This is a genomic window from Halorussus sp. MSC15.2 (assembly GCF_010747475.1).
Taxonomy (GTDB): Archaea; Halobacteriota; Halobacteria; order Halobacteriales; family Haladaptataceae; genus Halorussus.
Map to the genome: position 1 here is coordinate 25,476 of NZ_VSLZ01000004.1, position 18,000 is coordinate 43,475.

Annotated in this window: 15 protein-coding genes and 1 pseudogene; 12 read left to right on the top strand and 4 right to left on the bottom strand. The window is 65.8% G+C overall.

The genetic code is table 11. The features are described 5' to 3' along the window. Positions 1-341 precede the first annotated feature (341 nt). The 4 genes and pseudogenes from FXF75_RS15080 to FXF75_RS15095 all read left to right on the top strand — a co-directional run bounded on the left by FXF75_RS15080 (position 342) and on the right by FXF75_RS15095 (position 6,187). Positions 342-3,320 carry an FAD-binding and (Fe-S)-binding domain-containing protein gene (locus FXF75_RS15080; RefSeq protein ID WP_163522695.1) on the top strand — a complete coding sequence of 993 codons (2,979 nt, stop codon included), beginning with the start codon at positions 342-344 and terminating at the stop codon, positions 3,318-3,320. Positions 3,321-3,502: 182 nt separating this feature from the next. Further along, positions 3,503-3,772 (top strand): hypothetical protein, encoded by a 270-nt coding sequence (locus FXF75_RS15085; protein WP_309221835.1) that lies wholly within the window; start codon positions 3,503-3,505, stop codon positions 3,770-3,772. A 345-nt stretch (positions 3,773-4,117) separates the two neighbouring features. Next, positions 4,118-4,894: an aldolase/citrate lyase family protein gene (locus tag FXF75_RS15090; RefSeq protein ID WP_163522697.1), complete on the top strand. Its 777-nt coding sequence runs from the start codon at positions 4,118-4,120 to the stop codon at positions 4,892-4,894. Then, positions 4,891-6,187, top strand: a pseudogene (locus tag FXF75_RS15095) (pyridoxal-phosphate dependent enzyme). Before FXF75_RS15090 ends, FXF75_RS15095 begins: the two are co-directional and overlap by 4 nt. 18 nt (positions 6,188-6,205) lie before the next feature. Here the strand turns inward: FXF75_RS15095 and FXF75_RS15100 are convergent. Both FXF75_RS15100 and FXF75_RS15105 read right to left on the bottom strand, forming a co-directional pair. Further along, the gene (locus FXF75_RS15100; protein ID WP_163522698.1) at positions 6,206-6,445 is read right to left on the bottom strand and encodes a CDGSH iron-sulfur domain-containing protein; all 240 of its coding nucleotides are present in this window, start codon (positions 6,443-6,445) and stop codon (positions 6,206-6,208) included. Between the two features lie 39 nt (positions 6,446-6,484). Next, the gene (locus FXF75_RS15105; RefSeq protein WP_163522699.1) at positions 6,485-7,798 is read right to left on the bottom strand and encodes an NADH:flavin oxidoreductase; all 1,314 of its coding nucleotides are present in this window, start codon (positions 7,796-7,798) and stop codon (positions 6,485-6,487) included. A gap of 365 nt (positions 7,799-8,163) precedes the next feature. On the opposite strand from FXF75_RS15105, the gene FXF75_RS15110 reads away from it, so the two are divergent. Further along, on the top strand, positions 8,164-8,715 hold the full coding sequence (locus FXF75_RS15110; protein WP_163522700.1) for an NUDIX hydrolase: 552 nt from the start codon (positions 8,164-8,166) through the stop codon (positions 8,713-8,715). 233 nt (positions 8,716-8,948) lie between these two features. Here FXF75_RS15110 and FXF75_RS15115 read toward each other — a convergent pair whose 3' ends face one another. Continuing rightward, on the bottom strand, positions 8,949-10,502 hold the full coding sequence (locus FXF75_RS15115; protein ID WP_240334703.1) for an HTTM domain-containing protein: 1,554 nt from the start codon (positions 10,500-10,502) through the stop codon (positions 8,949-8,951). 108 nt (positions 10,503-10,610) lie between these two features. On the opposite strand from FXF75_RS15115, the gene FXF75_RS15120 reads away from it, so the two are divergent. The 7 genes from FXF75_RS15120 to FXF75_RS15150 all read left to right on the top strand — a co-directional run bounded on the left by FXF75_RS15120 (position 10,611) and on the right by FXF75_RS15150 (position 16,939). Next, positions 10,611-11,090, top strand: a complete 480-nt coding sequence (locus tag FXF75_RS15120) for a cation:proton antiporter regulatory subunit (RefSeq protein ID WP_163522701.1) — start codon at positions 10,611-10,613, stop codon at positions 11,088-11,090. After that, the gene (locus FXF75_RS15125) at positions 11,090-12,277 is read left to right on the top strand and encodes a cation:proton antiporter (RefSeq protein WP_163522702.1); all 1,188 of its coding nucleotides are present in this window, start codon (positions 11,090-11,092) and stop codon (positions 12,275-12,277) included. The genes FXF75_RS15120 and FXF75_RS15125 overlap by 1 nt, the downstream gene beginning before the upstream one ends. 394 nt (positions 12,278-12,671) lie before the next feature. Then, positions 12,672-13,466, top strand: coding sequence for a winged helix-turn-helix domain-containing protein (locus tag FXF75_RS15130; protein ID WP_163522703.1), 795 nt, complete (start codon positions 12,672-12,674; stop codon positions 13,464-13,466). Between the two features lie 162 nt (positions 13,467-13,628). Further along, positions 13,629-14,723: a hypothetical protein gene (locus FXF75_RS15135; protein WP_163522704.1), complete on the top strand. Its 1,095-nt coding sequence runs from the start codon at positions 13,629-13,631 to the stop codon at positions 14,721-14,723. A gap of 48 nt (positions 14,724-14,771) precedes the next feature. After that, the gene (locus tag FXF75_RS15140) at positions 14,772-15,566 is read left to right on the top strand and encodes a hypothetical protein (protein ID WP_163522705.1); all 795 of its coding nucleotides are present in this window, start codon (positions 14,772-14,774) and stop codon (positions 15,564-15,566) included. 125 nt (positions 15,567-15,691) lie between these two features. After that, positions 15,692-16,294 carry a helix-turn-helix domain-containing protein gene (locus tag FXF75_RS15145; RefSeq protein ID WP_163522706.1) on the top strand — a complete coding sequence of 201 codons (603 nt, stop codon included), beginning with the start codon at positions 15,692-15,694 and terminating at the stop codon, positions 16,292-16,294. A gap of 96 nt (positions 16,295-16,390) precedes the next feature. Then, positions 16,391-16,939, top strand: coding sequence for a hypothetical protein (locus tag FXF75_RS15150; protein WP_163522707.1), 549 nt, complete (start codon positions 16,391-16,393; stop codon positions 16,937-16,939). 222 nt (positions 16,940-17,161) lie between these two features. Here FXF75_RS15150 and FXF75_RS15155 read toward each other — a convergent pair whose 3' ends face one another. After that, positions 17,162-17,962 (bottom strand): mechanosensitive ion channel family protein, encoded by an 801-nt coding sequence (locus FXF75_RS15155; RefSeq protein WP_163522708.1) that lies wholly within the window; start codon positions 17,960-17,962, stop codon positions 17,162-17,164. Positions 17,963-18,000: the final 38 nt, after the last annotated feature.

An 18,000-nucleotide genomic window follows, 5' to 3' on the forward strand; every position in this document is an offset into this window, starting at 1 on the left:
TCCCGGTCCGATTTCCGTCTCCGTTTTCCGTTCCGTCAGCGTCACCGATTCCGTTTTCATTATCGTTTTCGAAACCGTTTACGTAAACATTTGCGTCAGGTCCGCCGGAGTCAGTCGCGTTGTCGGACTCGAACTGGACTCGGCGGGCGTATCGACCGAGTGCATCGGTACCCCCTCTGAATATGGACACGCCGTACCGAGTCAATCTGCACTGTGTCGTCCCGGCCGCAAACGCATACCTGTCGCCCAAACTTCGACGAACGCACCACCTTCGAATCGTCTCCCATTCACACCCGCAACTGCACCCGCAATTTATGACCTCTCGGGTGTCATTACCTATCATGTCGTCTCCGCCCGCCGACGGTCTCGACGTCGAGAGCTACCGCGAATCGGTCGGTATCGACGCGCCCGACGACCCCGCTCACACCGAACTGGCGGCCGCCCTCCGCCGGGCGTGCGAGGGCGAGGTCCGGTTCGACGAGTACACTCAGATTCTGTACGCGACCGACGGGAGCATCTACCAAGCCCGGCCCGCGGGCGTCGTCTTCCCGACCGACGCCGCCGACGCGCAGACCGCGATGGCGGTGGCGGCCGACCACGACGCGCCGGTTCTGCCCCGCGGCGCTGGGTCGTCGCTGGCCGGGCAGGCCGTCGGTCCCGGGTGCGTCGTCGTCGACTTTACGCGGCACATGGACGCGATTCTGGACGTGGACCCCGAGACCGAGCGTGCGACGGTCCAACCCGGCGTCGTGCAGGACGACCTCGATTCGCGTCTCGCGGAGGACGGCCTGAAGTTCGCGCCCGACCCGGCGTCGTCGAACCGCGCGACGGTCGGCGGAGGTATCGGAAACAACTCGACGGGCGCACACTCGGTCCGGTACGGCATCACCGACGCCTACGTCGAGGCGGTCGAAGCGGTCCTCGCCGACGGAAGCCGGATTCGCGCCCGAGAGGTCGAATTCGACGGTCCCGAGTACGAGCGTATCGTTTCGAAGGACGACCGCGAGGCCCACATTTACCGCACGGTCCGCGCCATCGTGGAGGGGAACGCCGAGGAGATAGCCGAGCGATACCCGGACCTCAAGCGGTCGGTGTCTGGCTACAACCTCCACGAGTGCGTTTACGAAAACGCAAACGGAAACGAATGCGTAAATCTCGCCAAGCTGTTCGTCGGCGCGGAGGGGACGCTGGGCGTCGTGACCGAGGCGACCCTCTCGCTGGTCTCCAAACCCGACGAGACGGCGGTGGCGCTCTACTGCTTCTCGGACCTGCTGTCGGCGATGGAGGCGGTCCCCGTCGCGCTCGACTACGACCCGAGTGCGGTCGAACTCATGGACGACGAGGTGTTCCGACTGGCCCGGGAGTCCGCAGAGTACGCGGAGTACGCCGACCCGATTCCCGACGACGCCGCGGCCGCGCTGATGCTGGAGTTCGACTCGGAGGTCCACGACGACCTGACCGACGCCGTCGCCGAGACCAACGCGGAGTTCGTCCGCGATGGCGAGGCCTTCGACGTGCTGGAGGCTTACGACGACGAGTCGCAGGCGAAACTGTGGAAACTCCGGAAGGCCGCCATCCCCCTGCTGATGAGCATGGAGGGCGACCCCAAGCCCTACCCATTCATCGAGGACGCCTCGGTGCCGCCCGCGGAACTGGCCGAGTACGTGCAGGGGTTCGAGGGCGTCTTGGAGGCCCACGACACCTCGGCGGCCTACTTCGCCCACGCCGGAAGCGGCACCCTCCACGTTCGACCGGTGCTGAACCTCAAGTCCGAGGCGGACGTCGAGAAGATGCAGTCCATCGCCGAGGACGTGACCTCGCTCGTTCTCGACCACCACGGGTCGTTCTCCGGTGAGCACGGCGACGGACTGGCCCGCACCCAGTTCAATCCCAAGATGTACGGCCCGGAGCTATGGGACGCCTTCAAGCAACTCAAGACCGCCTTCGACCCAGACTGGCGGATGAACCCCGGGAAGGTGGTCTTCGAGGAGGAGTCACCCACCGACATGCGCGAGAACCTGCGGTACGGCCCGGCCTACTCGTCGCTCGAACCCGCGACCGAGCAGGATTTCTCCAAGGAGGGCGGCTTCTCGCACCTCGTGGAACTCTGCAACGGGTGCGGAACGTGCCGACAGACCGACTCCGACGTGATGTGTCCCTCCTACCGCGGCATGGACGAGGAGGTGGCGACCACTCGCGGCCGGGCCAACATGCTCCGGGCCGCCATCTCCGGCGAACTCCCGCCTGAAGAGATGCACACCGAACGATTCCAGAAGGAGGTGCTGGACCTCTGTCTCGGCTGTAAGGGCTGCCAGAGCGACTGCCCGACCGGCGTGGACCTCGCCAAACTCAAAGCCGAGGTCAAACACCGATACCACGAGGAGGAGGGCGCGAGCCTGCGCGAGCGACTGTTCGCCGAGGCGGACCGACTGGCCGCGGTCGGGTCCGCGCTCGCGCCGGTGTCGAACTGGCTGGCCGACCTGCCGGGGACTGGTCTCGTCGCCGAGAAGGCGCTGGGCGTCGCCCGCGAGCGCGACGTCCCGGCGTTCGCCGACCAGTCGTTCGAGGCGTGGTTCGAGTCCCGCGGCGGTCCCCGAGTCCCTGAGTCCCGCGCCGACGACAGGGTCCTGCTCGTGCCGGACACCTACACCAACTACGTCTATCCCCGGACCGGCCGGGCCGCGGTGCAGGTCCTCGAAGCCGCGGGCGTCCACGTTCGAGTTCCCGACGCCGACCCGAGCGGCCGCCCTGCCTACTCCGAGGGATTCCTCGACGTGGCGCGCGAACGCGCCGAGTCGAACGTCGTCCGCTTCGCCCCGCGGGTCCGCGATGGCTGGTCGGTCGTCTACCCCGAACCCTCCGACGCAGCGATGGTGCAGGACGAGTATCTGGACCTGCTCCCCGACGCCGAGGGGGCCGCGGCGCTCGCCGAGAACGCCTACGGCGTCTGCGAGTACCTCGACCTGACCGGCCGCGACGAGGAAATCGAGTTCGACGCCCCTGCAGACCGACTCGCCTACCACGGCCACTGCAACCAGAAGGCGCTTGGCACCGCCGACCACGCCGCCGCGGTCCTCGACCGGGCGGGCTACGACGTGGCCGCGCTCGACTCGGGCTGTTGCGGTATGGCCGGGAGCTTCGGCTACCACACCGAACACTACGACCTCTCGCAGGCCATCGCCGACGACCTGCGCGACCGGATTTCCGAGGCCGACGCCGACGAGGTGGTCGCACCGGGCGCGTCCTGCCGGTCACAACTCGAAACCCAGCGTCCGACCCACCCCGTCGAGAAGTTGGCCGCGGCGCTCCCGTGGCGCTGACGGCGAACCCGCGGACCGGCGGTGGTCGTAACATTCGCTGACCGAGCCGTCCCGACTATCGGTTCAGACGCCGACGGTGATTCGCTACGTTCCCGCACGCTGCCAATTATCCACACTGGTAATCACCGGATAGGTTTAAACCTCTGGACCGTGAAACGCCTCCAAGTAGCGAAATGCAACCGATGGAAATCGCCTACGTCGTTCTCAGCGTGACCCTCGTAATCGCGGGTCTGACGCTGGTCGCGATGGCGGCACGCGCGTACATCGAAACGGAGAACCGAGCGATGCTGTTGCTCTCTATCGGGTTCTCGTTCGTCGTGGCCGCGGCGGTGGCCACCACCTTCAGCGCGTTCCTGACCGACTTCACGCGGAGTCGCCTCCTGTTGACGGTCAACTACGCGGTGACGACGGTCGGGTACGTCTTCATCGTGTCGAGCGTTCGGACGCAGTAACTCGGTCCTACTTCTGTCGGTCGTGGGTTGTCGGACGTGTTCGCGCTCTCCTTCTATCGTGGTGTTGCGGTTGAAGGTGGAGACTGTGTGGAGTGGGAGGATGGAGGTGTGGGTGAATATTGGAGGTAATACGAGGTTCGGACTGTAGGTGACACGAAGGAGGAGGCTGTTTGTGGCACGAAGGGAACGACAGTCGGAAAGAAGCTAGCTACTGCTCGAGCAAGTGAGTACGGCAACTGCGCTGCCCCCTCCAGAACAGCACCGCGACAGCCTCGAACCTCCCACCGGACCGGCCGTTCTGCCGCCTCGGAAACCTACTTGCCGCGCGACGCCGACGGTTCCCTCGTGACAGACGCCTCCGAATTCAAGCGACGACTCCGCGACGGCGACGCCGTGGTCGGCCACTGGCTCTCCATCGGCCACGCCGCGGTCGCAGAGGTCTGCGCCCGCGACGCCGACTTCGCGGTCGTGGACACCGAACACGCACCGACCGACATCGACACCGTCGCCGACACCGTCCGGGCCGTGGAGGCCGCGGGCGACGGGACCACCGCCGCGCTCGCTCGCGCCGCGTGGAACGACCCCGTGCGAATCAAGCGGTTGCTGGACACCGGCGTCGCCGGCGTCCTCGTCCCGATGGTCGAGACCGCAGCGGAGGCCCGCGAGGCGGTCGAAGCCACACGCTACCCGCCGGAGGGCGTCCGGGGCATCGCCGGGTCGCGCGCCAACGACTACGGCCGGGACCTCGCCGAGCAGGTCGCGTCCGGCGGCGACCACCTCGTGACCGTCGTGCAGGTCGAGACCGAGCGCGCGGCCGAGAACGCCGCCGACATCGCCGCGGTCGAGGGCGTGGACGCACTGCTCGTCGGTCCCGCCGACCTCTCGGGGTCGTTGGGCGTGTTCGGCGAGTACGACTCCGAGACATTCCGCGAGACCGTCGAGGATGTCCTCGACCGCGCCCACGAGTCCGAGACGCCGGTCGGCACCCTCGCCACCTCCGAGGATGAGATTCGGCGTTGGAGCGACTACGGCTACGACTACCAGATAGTCGGCACCGACGCGGGCTACCTCGCCAGCGGTGCCGAGCGCGCTCACGACGCGTACGACGACGCGATGCGATGACGGGCGACCCGCCCGATTCCCCGTTCGCGTCGCCCGACCTGACCTGCTACCGGTGCGGCCGGACCGCGGCCTTTCCCGACCGCAAGCGATGCGAGTGCGGCGAACCGCTCTGGTTCGACACTGCCGAGCGGCCGCAGACTTCGAGTGGCCCGTCTCCGAGCGGTCGGTACGCCGCGGCGGCGGAGATTCCGGGGTCTGGCGCTACGCCGACCTCCTGCCGGTCGGACCTCTCGCTGGCGCGAACGCGGGCGTCGCCGCGGCCGCTGGCGCGACCCCGCTCGTCCGCGTTCCGGACCTCGACGCCGGATGCAGACTCCACCTCAAAGACGAGAGCGAGAATCCGACGGGCAGTTTCAAGGACCGCGGGAGCGCGGTCGGCGCGGCGTGGGCCAGCGCGGCGGGACGCGACTGGGTCGGCACCGTCTCGCACGGCAACATGGCCATCAGCGTGGCCGCCAACGCCGCCGGGAGCGGTCCCGACGGCCCGAACGCGCTCGTGCTGGTCCCCGACGACATCTCGGGCGAGCGACTCGCGGCCATCGCCCGGTACGACCCAGCGGTTCTCCGGGTGGCGGGCGATTACGGCCGACTCTACTACGACGCCCTCGACGCCGACGCGCCGGTCGAGTTCGTCAACTCCGACACGCCCCTCCGCGTGGCCGGGCAGAAGACCACGGCGCTGGAACTCTGCGAGGCGTTCGCGTCGGCGGGGGGCGCGTCCGGACCGACGGGCGCGAGTTCCCCCGCGCCGGACGCTATCGTCCTCCCGGTGAGCAGCGGGGGCCACGCTAGCGCGACGTGGAAGGCCCTGCGCGAACTCCGGGCCGCGGGCCTGCTCGCCGAGTCCGACCTGCCGAGACTCTACCTCGTACAGGCCGCGGCCTGCGACCCCATCGCGGCCGCCTACCGCCGGGGCGCGGACGAGGTGACCGCAGCAAGCGACACCGAGGACACCGTCGCCTACTCCATCGCCAACGCGGACCCGCCGAGCGGGACGCGGGCGCTCGCGGCTGCCCGCGAGACCGGGGGCGCGGTCCTCTCGGTGCCGGACGACGCGATTCTGGACGCGAAGGCCGACCTCGCGGCGACGCGGGCTTCTGCGTCGAATCGGCCTCCGCGACGACGCTCGCCGGGGTTCGGCGACTCTCGGAGCGCGGCGAACTCGCACCGGACGACGACGTGGTCGCGGTGCTGACGGGGACCGGATTCCGCGAACTCGACGCCGACGGCGAGAAGCCGGACGCCGTCGGACTCGACGACCTGCCGGAGCGTCTGCGGGCGCTCACCAGTTGACGAACAGCCGTCGGGGAATCACTCCTCCGCGAAGACGAACGACTCGATTTCACGGCGTTCGCCCTCTGGGTCGTCGTTCTCGTACTTGTATCGAACCCCGTCTTCCTCGTCCTCGGTGACTCGATGCGCCCCGTCGCAGAAGGGGTACTCTTCCGAGAGACCGCAGAGGCAAACGGCGACGTCGCCTTTCTCCTCGTCCAAGTCGCTCTCGTCGAGTTTGAGCGGACCGGTCGCGTCGTGGGTAATCTCGCGGACCATGGCCGACGGTAGCGTCCGGGCCTCCTTATCTCTGGTCGGTCAGTCCCGTTCGTACGTACCCTCGCGCTCCAGTTCGCCGCGCTCGGCCAGCACCTCCGGCGTCCGGCAGACTCCGTTCGCGCCGGTGACCTGCGGGACGGTGCAGTTGTTGCAGTTGTCGCAGACCGCCTCGGCCGCGTCGTTGGCCGAATCGAGGAGGCGCGCGGGCAGTCGCGGTTCGGCGTAGAACGGGCGGCCCATCCCGACCGCGTCGCAGACCTGCTCGGAGCCATCGCTTCCGAGCAAGTCGTCAATCTGCTCGCGGCTCCGAATCCCGCCCTCCAGCAGGACCGGGACGGACGTCCGCTCGCGGACGCGCCGGGCGAGGTCGGCGTTCCACCCCGGTTCGAAGTCGTATGCGACCGCCTCGACGCGATTCGCGGCCGCGACCAGCGCCGCCTTCCACCTGCTCCCGAACGCCGCGACGTACCCCTCGCGGAACTGCTCGTCACGCCACGCTCGGTCGGGAAACCGCCCGCGGACGATGCTCATGTCCCAGAACGTCGAACACCGGACCGGCACGAGCGCGTCGTAGCCGATGCGGTCGAGGCGCGCACAGATTTCGACGGCGTCGTCGTCGGTGAGATGTCGCCGGACGAACGGCGGCGACGCCGTCTCGGCGGGCACTTTCGCGACGAGAGCAACGTCGCCCGCCCGCGCCCGAATCTCGTCGTGTACTACCTCCAAGAAGCGCACGCCGTCGGCGAACTCGTCGTCCCGGCGGTTGTAGAACGGCGAGAGGAACTGCTGGAAGATGCCCATGTTCGCCCCGGCGAGGTGGACACCGTCGTAGCCCGCGTCGTCGGCGTTGGCCGCGCACCGACCGACGTCAGCGGCGAGTTCGTACACCTCCTCGGTCGAGAGGACGCGCGCGTCGAGGGCGAGGAAGCCGAGTCGGTCGGCGAGTCGGAGTGGCCACGGCGGTTCTGACACGGCGAGTTGCGACAACTCCGGGTTGGCCCGGCGGTACTCGGCGTGCCACGTCTCCATAGTCCGGAGACCGCCGTGGTCCAACTGGGCGAAGATGCGTCCGCCGTGGTCGTGTATCGCGTCGGTGAGCGCCGACAGGGTCCGCGCGAACTCAGGGTCCGCGAGCGGGGTCATCGAGGGCGCGACCCGGCCGCCCTCCTCGCGAACGGGGGCCGCCCCCTGAAAGACGAGTCCGGCCCCGGCCGCCGCCGCGGGTTCGAGTTCGCTCGCGAGCGTCTCGGGGGCGTCCGGTCCGTCGCCAGCGCATTCGAGCAGGGGCGCGCGATACAGTCTGTTCGGGAGTTCTAGACCCCCGACTTCGAGGGGCGCTTCGAGTTCGGGCACGCTCTCGTCTCTCTTCGACGGGTTTCGGGTAAAGTGTTGGGCCGCCGTCCGGTGCGCGCCGATTCCGTGATAACACGTAAATATCTTACTTTGAGGACTATCTACCTATCTCTGAGAATTCTATTTCTGTGCGATGCGAAACACTTATTATTCCCCGCAACGAAATATTACACAGGAAGTAAAGTAGAAATAAAATCGCTGCTTTTTTCTAACAGTTCCCCGTAGATACGTCTCCGGCGCTCGCATACTAGACGCTCGAACGCTCTCGACGACGAACTACACGCTAACCGACCCGACGAGCGACGCGTGGCGCGACCGCTCGCCGGACCGTCGTGCGACGCGACACCCGACCACAGAACGCACCCATGCCAGAGACATCTACGGAAACCACCGACGACGTATCACCCGCCGACTCGCTCACCGACCCGGAACGCCTGCGCGACCGGGCCGACGTTCCGTTCACCAGCGAGGAGGCTATGCACGACGACCGGGACCACTGTAACACCGACACCGCCGGACGGGCCGTGGTCGGCCTGACCAACGACGCGGGCGACGTCCTACTCGCAGTCCACAAGGAGGAGTCCGTCGCCATGCTCCCGCATTGCGGCGTCGAACCGGGCGAGGACTGGGCCGCAGTCGCCCGCGGGACGGTCGAGATAACGACCGACCTCCCCTTCGAACTCGACGGCGTGGAGGCCGTCAGGGAGATAGACCACTTCGCCGAAGGCGAGGACGAACCGCACGCCACGACGTACGGCGTCGTCTTCCGCGCTTCGGTCGCGGGCGACCCCGACACCGCCGACCCCAGTCACGACGAGAACGAGCACTGGGACGCCGACTGGTTCGACGCGGTTCCGGAGAACACGCCCGAGGGGTCGGGTCTCGTGGAGGACGACATCCGACTGTTCGTGGACTGACCGTCGACACTCGGCGCGACCGGCGGTACCGCTCGGCGCGGAGGCGGCGTCGGTCCCGCGTCTCGTCTCGTTCGTTTACAAGACCGTGAGCGCGCTCCCACCGAGACCGTCTTCGAAACTCCTCCCGTTTTCGTATCCGCAAACGTTTGCGTTTTCGAAATCGAAAACAGTCTACGAGGGCCTGCTGCAGTACCGTCGTGGCACCACGTGCTTCACGCAGAAACCGCGCGACCTCACGCCGACCCGGAACACGTGTGACTGTGGAGTTTCACCCGCTCGGTCGGGTCCGGGCCGTCGAGTCGAACCGGCTGTTCCACGTAGTAGAGTTCCAGTCGCCGCACGCCGTCCTCGTGGGTCGCGTTCCACCGCTGGCAGAGGTACTCGGCGAACTGTGGACGGAGCGGGGCGTACGCGCTCGCCCGGAGGTCCATCATGTACTTGAACCACCTGACGTTGCGGTAGCTCCGCGCCACGTTAGGCGGCGGGTCCCACCTCACCGCTCGCCGGTGGAACACGTCCACCCGTTCGCCCGACGCCAGTTCGCCGGGCACCACGTACCACCCGTCGGTCGTCCGGGGTTCGGGCGCGAACATGTCCCAGCGGTACTCCTCGGGGTCCACCGTCGAACTCACGTCCTCGGGCAGCGCGACGTAGCCGAGCGTGGCCGCGTTCCAGAGGAGGACGAGCGCGAGCAGACTCCCAACGACCGGCGGTCGAACTCGGCGCACCCACCGCGCGACGCCGGACGGCACCGACCCGACCGCTCCGAACCGCGACTTCGGGACCAGTTGCTCGACGCGCGTCGGCCACTCGGTGGCGGCGAGTCGCTTCCCGACCCGAGACTCGCAGAACTTCGCGGTCGCGGCGTCCCAGAACACACTCGGCAGGAAGGGGAGGAGGCCCGCGATGGAGACGAGGGGGAAGACGGTGATTCGCATCGTCAGCGCCATTCCGAGGTGCATCCCGACGAACAGCGCGGCGAACGCGGCGCGCGCCCACCCTGTTAGGAGCAGTAGCCCGACCGACGCGACCAGCAGGACGAGCCACACCCTGTCGAAGGCCCTGAGCAGGGTCGGGTACTGGGCCAGCGCGTCACCGACGCCCGTCGTCAACTGGTCCAACCGGAACACGTACAGAATCGCCTCGCCGCTCACCCACAGGTCGCCCCGGAGTTTGAACAGCGCGTTCGCTGTGTAGACGAGGACTACTTGCACCAACAGCGCCGCGGACGCGACGCTGGCGACGCGTCCGACCCGCGTCTCTCGCCCGACTCCTTCGCTCCCCGCCTCGCTCACCGTCGCCGTCTCCGCGCGGAGCGCGTCCACCGACCACCGGCGGCCCAGCGGCAGGAACGCGCCCCAGAACAGCAGGCGTCGGAGCAGCGAGTCGCCGCCGTTGAGCAGGACCGGGTTCCGGGCGTGGAGCGACACCAGCAGGACGAACGACACCGCCGTGGCGAGGGTGGTTCGGTAGCCCACGAGTAGCGCCGCGGCGGCCACACCGGCGAGGACGAACAGCAGGCCCTGTACCCACGGCGACCCGGAGAGGGCGTGGAGCGAGAGCGCGGCGATACCGCCGACGTGGTCGCGGAGGACCGACCGCGGCAGGACCCCGGCGTCGGTGTAGAACGCGACGAGGTCACGCGACCGGAGCAACAGGTCCGCGAGCAGGAGAACGCCCAGCGAGACCCGGAGCGCGGCCAGCGCCCGCGGGTCCACGCCGAACCGACGGGCGAGCGCGCTCCCGGCGCGGTCCCGGAGCGTCCTGCGGAGGGCGCGAACGTCCATGATGTAGCGGCTTATCAGCTTCGTCCTGTAAACGTATCGAAGAGAGCGCGGCCGCATCAGCTCCGACTGGCGACCGGGCTTAAGTCCCGAGACGCCGTATCGAACGCCATGACCGTCTACGAGACGGACGTGCCCGGCGTCGGTCGGAAGTTCGAGTACGAGATAGACGGCGACGACCGTCTCGTAGTCCTCATCCACCACGACGGCAAGCGCGAGGTGTTCCGGCGGCGCTCGGCCGAGGCCGACAGCGAGAAACTCTTCGAACTCACCGACAAGCAGGCGAGGGAGTTCGGCACCCTGCTGGAGGGCGCGTACTTCCAACCGCTCGATTTAGAGCGCGTGCAGGTCCCGGTCGGCGACGAGATAATCGAGTGGCACGACGTGGGACCGGACTCGCCGCTCGTCGGCCAGTCGCTGAGCGACTGCGGAATCCGCCGACGGACCGGCACGTCCGTCCTCGCGGTCCAGCGCGACGGAGAGACGTTCGCCAACCCGGACGCGGACTTCGAGTTAGACGCGGGTGACGTGGTGGTCGCGCTCGGGACTCGCGCCGAACACGGGACGCTGGCGGACCTCGTGTCGAACTGATGGCGGAGGCCCTCGTGGAACTGGGCATCGCGTTCACCGCCCTCGCGGTCGCGGGTGCCCTCGCGGCGCGGGTCGACCAGTCGGTCATCCCGGCGTACATCCTCACGGGCATCGTCGTCGGACCGAACGAACCCCGGTCGCTCGGTCCGCTGGACCTGACGCTCGTCTCCCACTCGCAGGTACTCGACGTCGGCGCGGACCTCGGCGTCGTCTTCCTCCTGTTCTTCCTCGGACTGGAGTTCAGTCCCGACCGCCTGCTGGCGCGCCCGACCAGACTGCTCGGCGTGGGCGCGGCGGACTTCGCCATCAACTTCGGCGTCGGCGCGGCGCTGGCCGCGCTGTTCGGGTTCCCGCTGCTCACCGCTCTCTTCTTCGCCAGCGTCGTCTACATCTCCTCCAGCGCGGTGGTGACGAAGTCGCTGGTCGAGCGCGGGTGGATAGCCGACCCCGAGAGCGACGTGATTCTTGGCACCCTCGTCTTCGAGGACCTCCTCATCGCCGTCGTCCTCGCCGTCCTGTCCGCAGTCGCGCTCGGGGGTGGGGGAGTCGCCGCGGTCCTCTCGTCGGTCGCGACCGCCGCCGCGTTCCTGCTCGCGCTCGCGGTCACCGCGGTCTACGGCACGCCGTACGTTGAGCGACTGCTCTCGGTCGAGGCCGACGAACTCTTCTTGCTGTTCGCGGTGGGAATTACCACATTGGTGGCAGGGGAAGCGCTCGCTATCGGCGTCAGCGAGGCCGTTGCCGCCTTCTTCGTCGGTATCGCGTTCGGTCGGACGAACCACGCCGAGCGCCTCGAAGACGTGGTCGGCCCGACTCGCGACCTGTTCGCGGCGGTGTTCTTCTTGACCATCGGCCTGACGACCGACGTGACGACGTTTCTCGATGTGGGTCTACTCCTCGCCGTCGCGGTGGTGGCGACCGGTGTCTCGAAACTTGCCAGCGGTCTCCTCGGCGGTCGGTTCTACGGACTGAACCGGCGTCGGTCGCTCCGAGTCGGCGTCGGACTGGTCCCGCGCGGCGAGTTCTCGCTGGTCATCTCCTCGCTGGCGGCCGCGGGCGGAGCGACCGTCCCGAGAACCGACGAACTCACGTCGTTCACGGTGGCATACGTCCTCGTCATGAGCATCCTCGGGACGGTGGCGATGCAGTACGCCGACTCGCTGACGGCGTTCCGCGGTGGGGAGTAAATGCGGACGGAGGACGAGCGGCCGAAGCACCTCGTGGACCGGACGACGAACTCACTTCCACTTCATGGAGCAACCCCGCGCGGGCACGAACTCCGACTCGACTTCCTCGCCCGGCAGCACCGATTCGATGGCGTCCCGAACGTAGATTTCGGTCGGTCGTCGTCGGAGTTGGCGCGTCGTCCCGTAGTCCGGCGTCCTCGTACCGTCCTCCGGAGACTAAAAGAGGTGTTTCACCGCTCCGAGACGTTCTATTCGACTCCGAGAGGTGGATTCGTCGGCTCTAGAGAATCTAACAGCGTCGCCTTGGAAAGGTCACTTGTAGTGTAAGGGAGACCGGTTTTCCGTGATTGAACTGTTGCGGGGGTTTATCTAGAATACAGATAGTATGAAATATATGGCTCCTGAATCCTCGGAGGTCCTCCTTGAGTGCGTCCAAAAACGGGGTGAATTACTCGCGGAAATCCGTGACGGCACCGTCGAAAAACGCGACCTCACGGACAGTCTCCCCGTGTCTCGTTCGACGGTTAATCGGGCGATTAGCGAACTCACCGAACTCGAAATCGTCCGCGAACGGGCGGGAGACTGCGAACTCACGCTCTACGGAGAGAGCCTGTATCAGTCTTACCGGCGGTTCATCCACCTCTACGACAAACTGCTTGCCGCGAAACCCCTTCTGGTCAACCTACCGTCGTCGTTTCCGTTCGACTACGACGTCCTCCGAAGTGCGACTGTGCACGTCTGTGAACGACCGGACCCACGCAAACCGCTCACCGCTCTCCACAGTCGTGTCGAAGATGGCGATGAGGTACAAGTTCTTTCGTCGGTCGTGATGCCCGCCACCGTCGAACTCTATTACGAACAGATTACGGAGCAGAACCTTACCGCCGAGTTCACGCTCTCTGCGTTCGTCCTCGAACATCTCCTCTCCGAGTATCCCGAGAAGACTCGGACCGTTCTCGAACTCGAACACACGACGTTCCACACGATTGAGGAGGACTTGACGTTCGAATTAGTCGTCGTGGATGGTACGGAAGTCTGGTTCGGGGTCTACGACGAGAGGGGGCGTATCGTCGGTGCATTCGTTGCCGATACCTCGACCGCTATCGAGTGGGCCGAATCGTTGTACGCCGACTTCCGCGATGGAAGTTCCCCTATCGCGTCTTCACGAGGGAAATTCGACATGGGATAGGCGTTTTGGTGAATTCGGTCGGTCTCTCCGTGGACGCTGAGACGAGGTGCAAATGCTGAACTTCTGCTCGTGACCTGCGCTGCGCTCATCGACCGCACGTAATACCAACGGTTAGTTAATTACATCTATAGTTTAGTGATTATATTGGGTGAATCAACCCCTATGGCGAAAGATACGAAACGGCGAGCTATTTCGAGACGGAACGCCCTGAAAGGACTCGGAACCGGCGCACTCGGTGCTTCGAGTATCGGGTTCGCCACCGCGAGTTCTGGCGAGGACACCGTTCGTATTCCCACGGTCAAACGCGGCGACGAGGTCCTCAAACGGAAAGCTGTCCCGCGGTCGTGGTACGAACACACCCAACACTCCGAACAGGTCCGAGAGAAACTCGTCGAGCAACACCTCGACGACCCGGGCGTCCAGAGCATCGCCTCCGCCCGGTGGGACAAACGCTTCGGCGGGAAGAACGGTCTCCTCGTCGAGGTCGAAGTCGACCCAGAGACGTACAAGGATACCCTCCCGGACTCGAAGGGTGGGGTCCCGGTTCGGACTACGGACGCTCCCGACCTGCGACCGGGAGACTGCTGTTTCCACGACGATTACGACCCGGTTCCCGGCGGCGTCGCGGTCCAAACCGCAAACGGTGGCGGGAGTGCCGGCTTCTGTGTCGACGACCCCGACGGAAACAAGCGACTGCTGACGGCGAATCACCTGTGGAACACGTGCTCGGACAACACCGGCAAGACCCTCCACCAGCACACTGACGAGTTCGGTGTGGTCGATAGCTACGACGCGGACACGGACTACGCACTCGTCAAACCCACGAGCACGGAAGGAATCGACAACGAAGTGTTCGTCAACGGTATCCGGTACCGGGTGTCCGGCTACAAGACGACCTCCGGCATCAACGACCTGATATCCTCGGGTGAGACCTGCTACGACACCGGGGCGACGACCTGCACGACCGAAGGGACCATCGAGGCCAACGGTCTCAGCACTCCCGGTTACGACTGCATCGACTACGAAGGTGCGGGAATCAAAGCGAACATCGTGGCTGGCGACGGGGACTCGGGCGGTCCCATCGTCTCGCTCGACGAGTTCAACGGGAACCAGTACGCCGTCATCATCGCGCACTTCTCCCTGTTCGACAAGGATTCCTCGGTGAGCTGTCACTGGGGTAGCGGGTACAAGGGAAGCCCGATATACGGAACGGCGTTCAACCACCTTCACGACAACCACAACCTCACCATCTGCTGAGCCTCCCCAACGCCCATTTTTCACGACCAATACGACCACGCCAGAAACATGAACCTGAAAGACCCGAGATATACCGGGGAGAACCGATGTCTCCCGTGTACGGCTGTCAACCTCGCCATCTCGTTCGCGCTCGCGGCAATCGCCTATCACGTCCTCGAAGTCGTTATCGCCGCCGCGATACTCGTTCTCTCAGTGGTACTCGTCTACGCACGCGGGTACCTCGTTCCGGGGACGCCCGGCCTCACCAAGAAGTACCTCCCAGAGACCGTACTGGCGCTCTTCCACGGTTCCGAGAAGTGGGGGTCCGACGAGACCGACGCCGACGGTCGAATTGGCGAGACCGAGGTGTTTCTCCACGAGCACGGAATCGTCGAACCGTGCGAGAACGGCGAAGACGTCTGTATCGCGCCGGACTTTCGGTCGTCTTGGTACGACCGGATGGCGTCGCTCCGAGAGAACGACGTCCGAACCGTTCTCGGTACGCATCTCGACGTCGCTCCGTCGGACGTAGTTGTAGAGCGGGGCGACGAACGGATTTCCGTCCGGTATAACGGCCGCCATCTCGGGTCGTGGCGGTCGGAAGCGCTGTTACTCGCCGACGTAGCGACCGAACTGGAACTGCGGGAGCGCCATCCAGAGTGGTCGCACCTTCTCGTCCAAGAACGGGAACAGGTTATCGGTGGTCTCCGGGTCTTCCTCGACCGGTGTCCGGACTGTCTGGAACCAGTTACGGAACGGGAAACCCCGACCGAGACCTGCTGTTCGGTCCGAACCGAAATCGCGGGCGAATGCGTCGGCTGTGGAACCCAACTGTATTCGTTACCGCAACCGACCACCGCCTGACACTCGGCACCGCGAAAGAAACACGCGAAATCCCTCCGCTCGGAAACGAGCGCGCGTCCCGAGGGGGTAAAACGCCCATTTTACTCTTGCTAAACCCTATCACCTCGCCGTCCATATCGTCGTCTATGTCGTCGATAAGCCGTCTTCTGTCACAGGGGCCGTCTTCTGCCTCTGGTCGAGAAGGCGACGAACAGGACCCTGCTCTGATAGCTATCGATGACGAAGCGGCTGATGACGTCTTCTCCGCACTCTCGTCCACGACCGCCCGTTCCATCCTCTCGTCGCTCTACGAGGAACCGCGGACCGCTTCCGAAATCGCCGACTCGACGGACACGTCGCTCCAGAACGTGAACTACCACGTCAACAACCTCCGGGACAGTGACCTTATCCGAGTGGTTGACACCGGCTACTCGGACCAAGGACGGGAGATGAAGGTGTACGCGCCGACCAACGAAGCCCTCGTCGTGTTCGCGAGTGATGACCTCGAACGCGACTCGTTTTGGAACACCCTCAAGCGGTTACTCGGCGGCGTCGGTCTCTTAGCCGTCGTCAGCCTCGCTATCGACAGACTCGTCCGTCAACCCGCCTCCCGGCGTCAACTCACCCCCGGTACGACCGGACCGACTCCCTCTGAGACGTTTTCGCTCTCGCCCGGAGCTATCTTCTTCCTCGGGGCTGTCTTCGCGCTCCTCGCCGTCGCGGCGTGGTGGCACTTTCGGTCGTACTGACACGGGCCGCGGTCTCACCGCCCCTCGTGGAGGGTAAAACGGCTTTTTTAGCCCACAGAAGCTGTTTATCCGTTACGCACGAACGTCTGACTGTCCATGAAACGCCGCACCTACCTCGCCTCGTCAGCAACCTTCACCGCGAGCGCCGGATGCCTCGGTCGAATCGCCGCAACGAACGACTTCTCCACAAAACAGACGCAGAAGACAGTCTCCGTCACGAACGTCGGCACGAAAGGAGCACCCGAAGGACTCGACCTTCACGTAGCGGTCCATGACCCGACGATTACGGAGGACTCGACCGCTCGTATGTCGTTGAAATACACGAACATAGGCGAGAACACTCTCAGCCTGAACATCAACCCGGACGCCCCGGACCCCGTATTCAGCGTCGAAGACAGTCCGGGACTCCTTCTCCTCTCCGACGCGTACGACCCGAGACAGACCTCGCCGGGGTGCTGGAAACCGAAACAGGACCAGTTCGTGCAACCCGGCGTTGTCCATAACTACCGGCTCGAACCCGGACAGACCGCAACGCTCACCTACGATGTGTGGGCGAATCCGACACAGGATGGCTGTATCCAACCGGGTGACTACCGACTCGAACTCCTGTACGGCTCGACTACACTCACCGTCGCCCGCAGGTGACTTCGCCTGTTTTAGTGGGACTTGGGACTCATAACGAGACCGACGAGCGCGTACACGACAGGCCGACGTCTTGCGTTTGTCCCGCGGCCGCCGGGTTCTCACCGGCGGAAACGCCGTGCTCGCACCCCGTCTTCGGGACGTCTAGTCTCGATACAGTCGGCACTGACTCGTCCCTTGGCGTGCCAGAACCAGAAGAATGGGTGAGCGACGGAACCGGCGCGGTCAGTCCGCGAGCGCGACTCCCTCGGCCGCGAACCGCTCGTCTACGCGCCGGATGACCACCGAGCGCACCCGCACGAGGTCGGTGTGTTCGGGGTCGGCAATCCAGAACCGAATCTGGAGTCGGACGTGGTCCGGGGTGAGTTCGGTCGCTCGAACCGACGGCTTCGGGTCGGAGAGGGTCTCGGGGATTGCGGCCACCTCGGAGCGCAGCATCTCGGACACCTCGTCGGCGTCGTGTTCCCTGCTCACGTCGAACGAGAGCGTGACCCGGAGTCGGTCCGCGGCGGCCGGGTTCGTCACTTCGCTGGCGGTCAGGTTCGAGTTCGGCACCGTGACCAGTTCGCCGTCGAAAGTCCGGACGCGGGTGACCCGGAAGCCGATGTCCTCGACCACGCCCTCCGTGTCGCCCCACCGAATCCAGTCGCCGATTTGGAACTTCTCGTCGGCGACGATGAACGCGCCGCTGACCACGTTGGACATCAGGCTCTGACTCGCGAGACCGACCGCCAGCGTGAGCGCGGCCGCGATGGTCGCCGAGGCGCTGAGCAGGTTCCCGAGACCCGCCGCGCTGAACCCGAACGTCAGCGCGAAGAAGAGGACGGCGACGCGAGCGAGACGACGGAGCGGGCGCGCGAGGGTCGGTTCGAGTTTGCGTGCGCGAACTATCCGGTTCATAACCGGTTCGAAGAACAACCGACCGACGGCGTAGACGACGGCGAACCCGAGTACGAAGAACGCCGCCCGGAGGGCTATCGAAACGACGAACGACAGGAGGTCGGGGACGAGTTGCAGAACGAACACGGCCTCTCCGGTACGTCTACCGCGGGTAGCCGTGTCAA

What these genes read in the sequence shown, in the direction of transcription:
- FXF75_RS15100 (WP_163522698.1), bottom strand. Translation starts at nt 6,445, where the DNA reads ATGGTCCGCGAGATTACCCACGACGCGACCGGTCCGCTCAAACTCGAC.
- FXF75_RS15085 (WP_309221835.1), top strand. Translation starts at nt 3,503, where the DNA reads ATGGAAATCGCCTACGTCGTTCTCAGCGTGACCCTCGTAATCGCGGGT.
- FXF75_RS15145 (WP_163522706.1), top strand. Translation starts at nt 15,692, where the DNA reads ATGTCGTCGATAAGCCGTCTTCTGTCACAGGGGCCGTCTTCTGCCTCT.
- FXF75_RS15130 (WP_163522703.1), top strand. Translation starts at nt 12,672, where the DNA reads ATGGCTCCTGAATCCTCGGAGGTCCTCCTTGAGTGCGTCCAAAAACGG.
- FXF75_RS15110 (WP_163522700.1), top strand. Translation starts at nt 8,164, where the DNA reads ATGCCAGAGACATCTACGGAAACCACCGACGACGTATCACCCGCCGAC.
- FXF75_RS15115 (WP_240334703.1), bottom strand. Translation starts at nt 10,502, where the DNA reads ATGGACGTTCGCGCCCTCCGCAGGACGCTCCGGGACCGCGCCGGGAGC.
- FXF75_RS15080 (WP_163522695.1), top strand. Translation starts at nt 342, where the DNA reads ATGTCGTCTCCGCCCGCCGACGGTCTCGACGTCGAGAGCTACCGCGAA.
- FXF75_RS15120 (WP_163522701.1), top strand. Translation starts at nt 10,611, where the DNA reads ATGACCGTCTACGAGACGGACGTGCCCGGCGTCGGTCGGAAGTTCGAG.
- FXF75_RS15140 (WP_163522705.1), top strand. Translation starts at nt 14,772, where the DNA reads ATGAACCTGAAAGACCCGAGATATACCGGGGAGAACCGATGTCTCCCG.
- FXF75_RS15135 (WP_163522704.1), top strand. Translation starts at nt 13,629, where the DNA reads ATGGCGAAAGATACGAAACGGCGAGCTATTTCGAGACGGAACGCCCTG.
- FXF75_RS15150 (WP_163522707.1), top strand. Translation starts at nt 16,391, where the DNA reads ATGAAACGCCGCACCTACCTCGCCTCGTCAGCAACCTTCACCGCGAGC.
- FXF75_RS15125 (WP_163522702.1), top strand. Translation starts at nt 11,090, where the DNA reads ATGGCGGAGGCCCTCGTGGAACTGGGCATCGCGTTCACCGCCCTCGCG.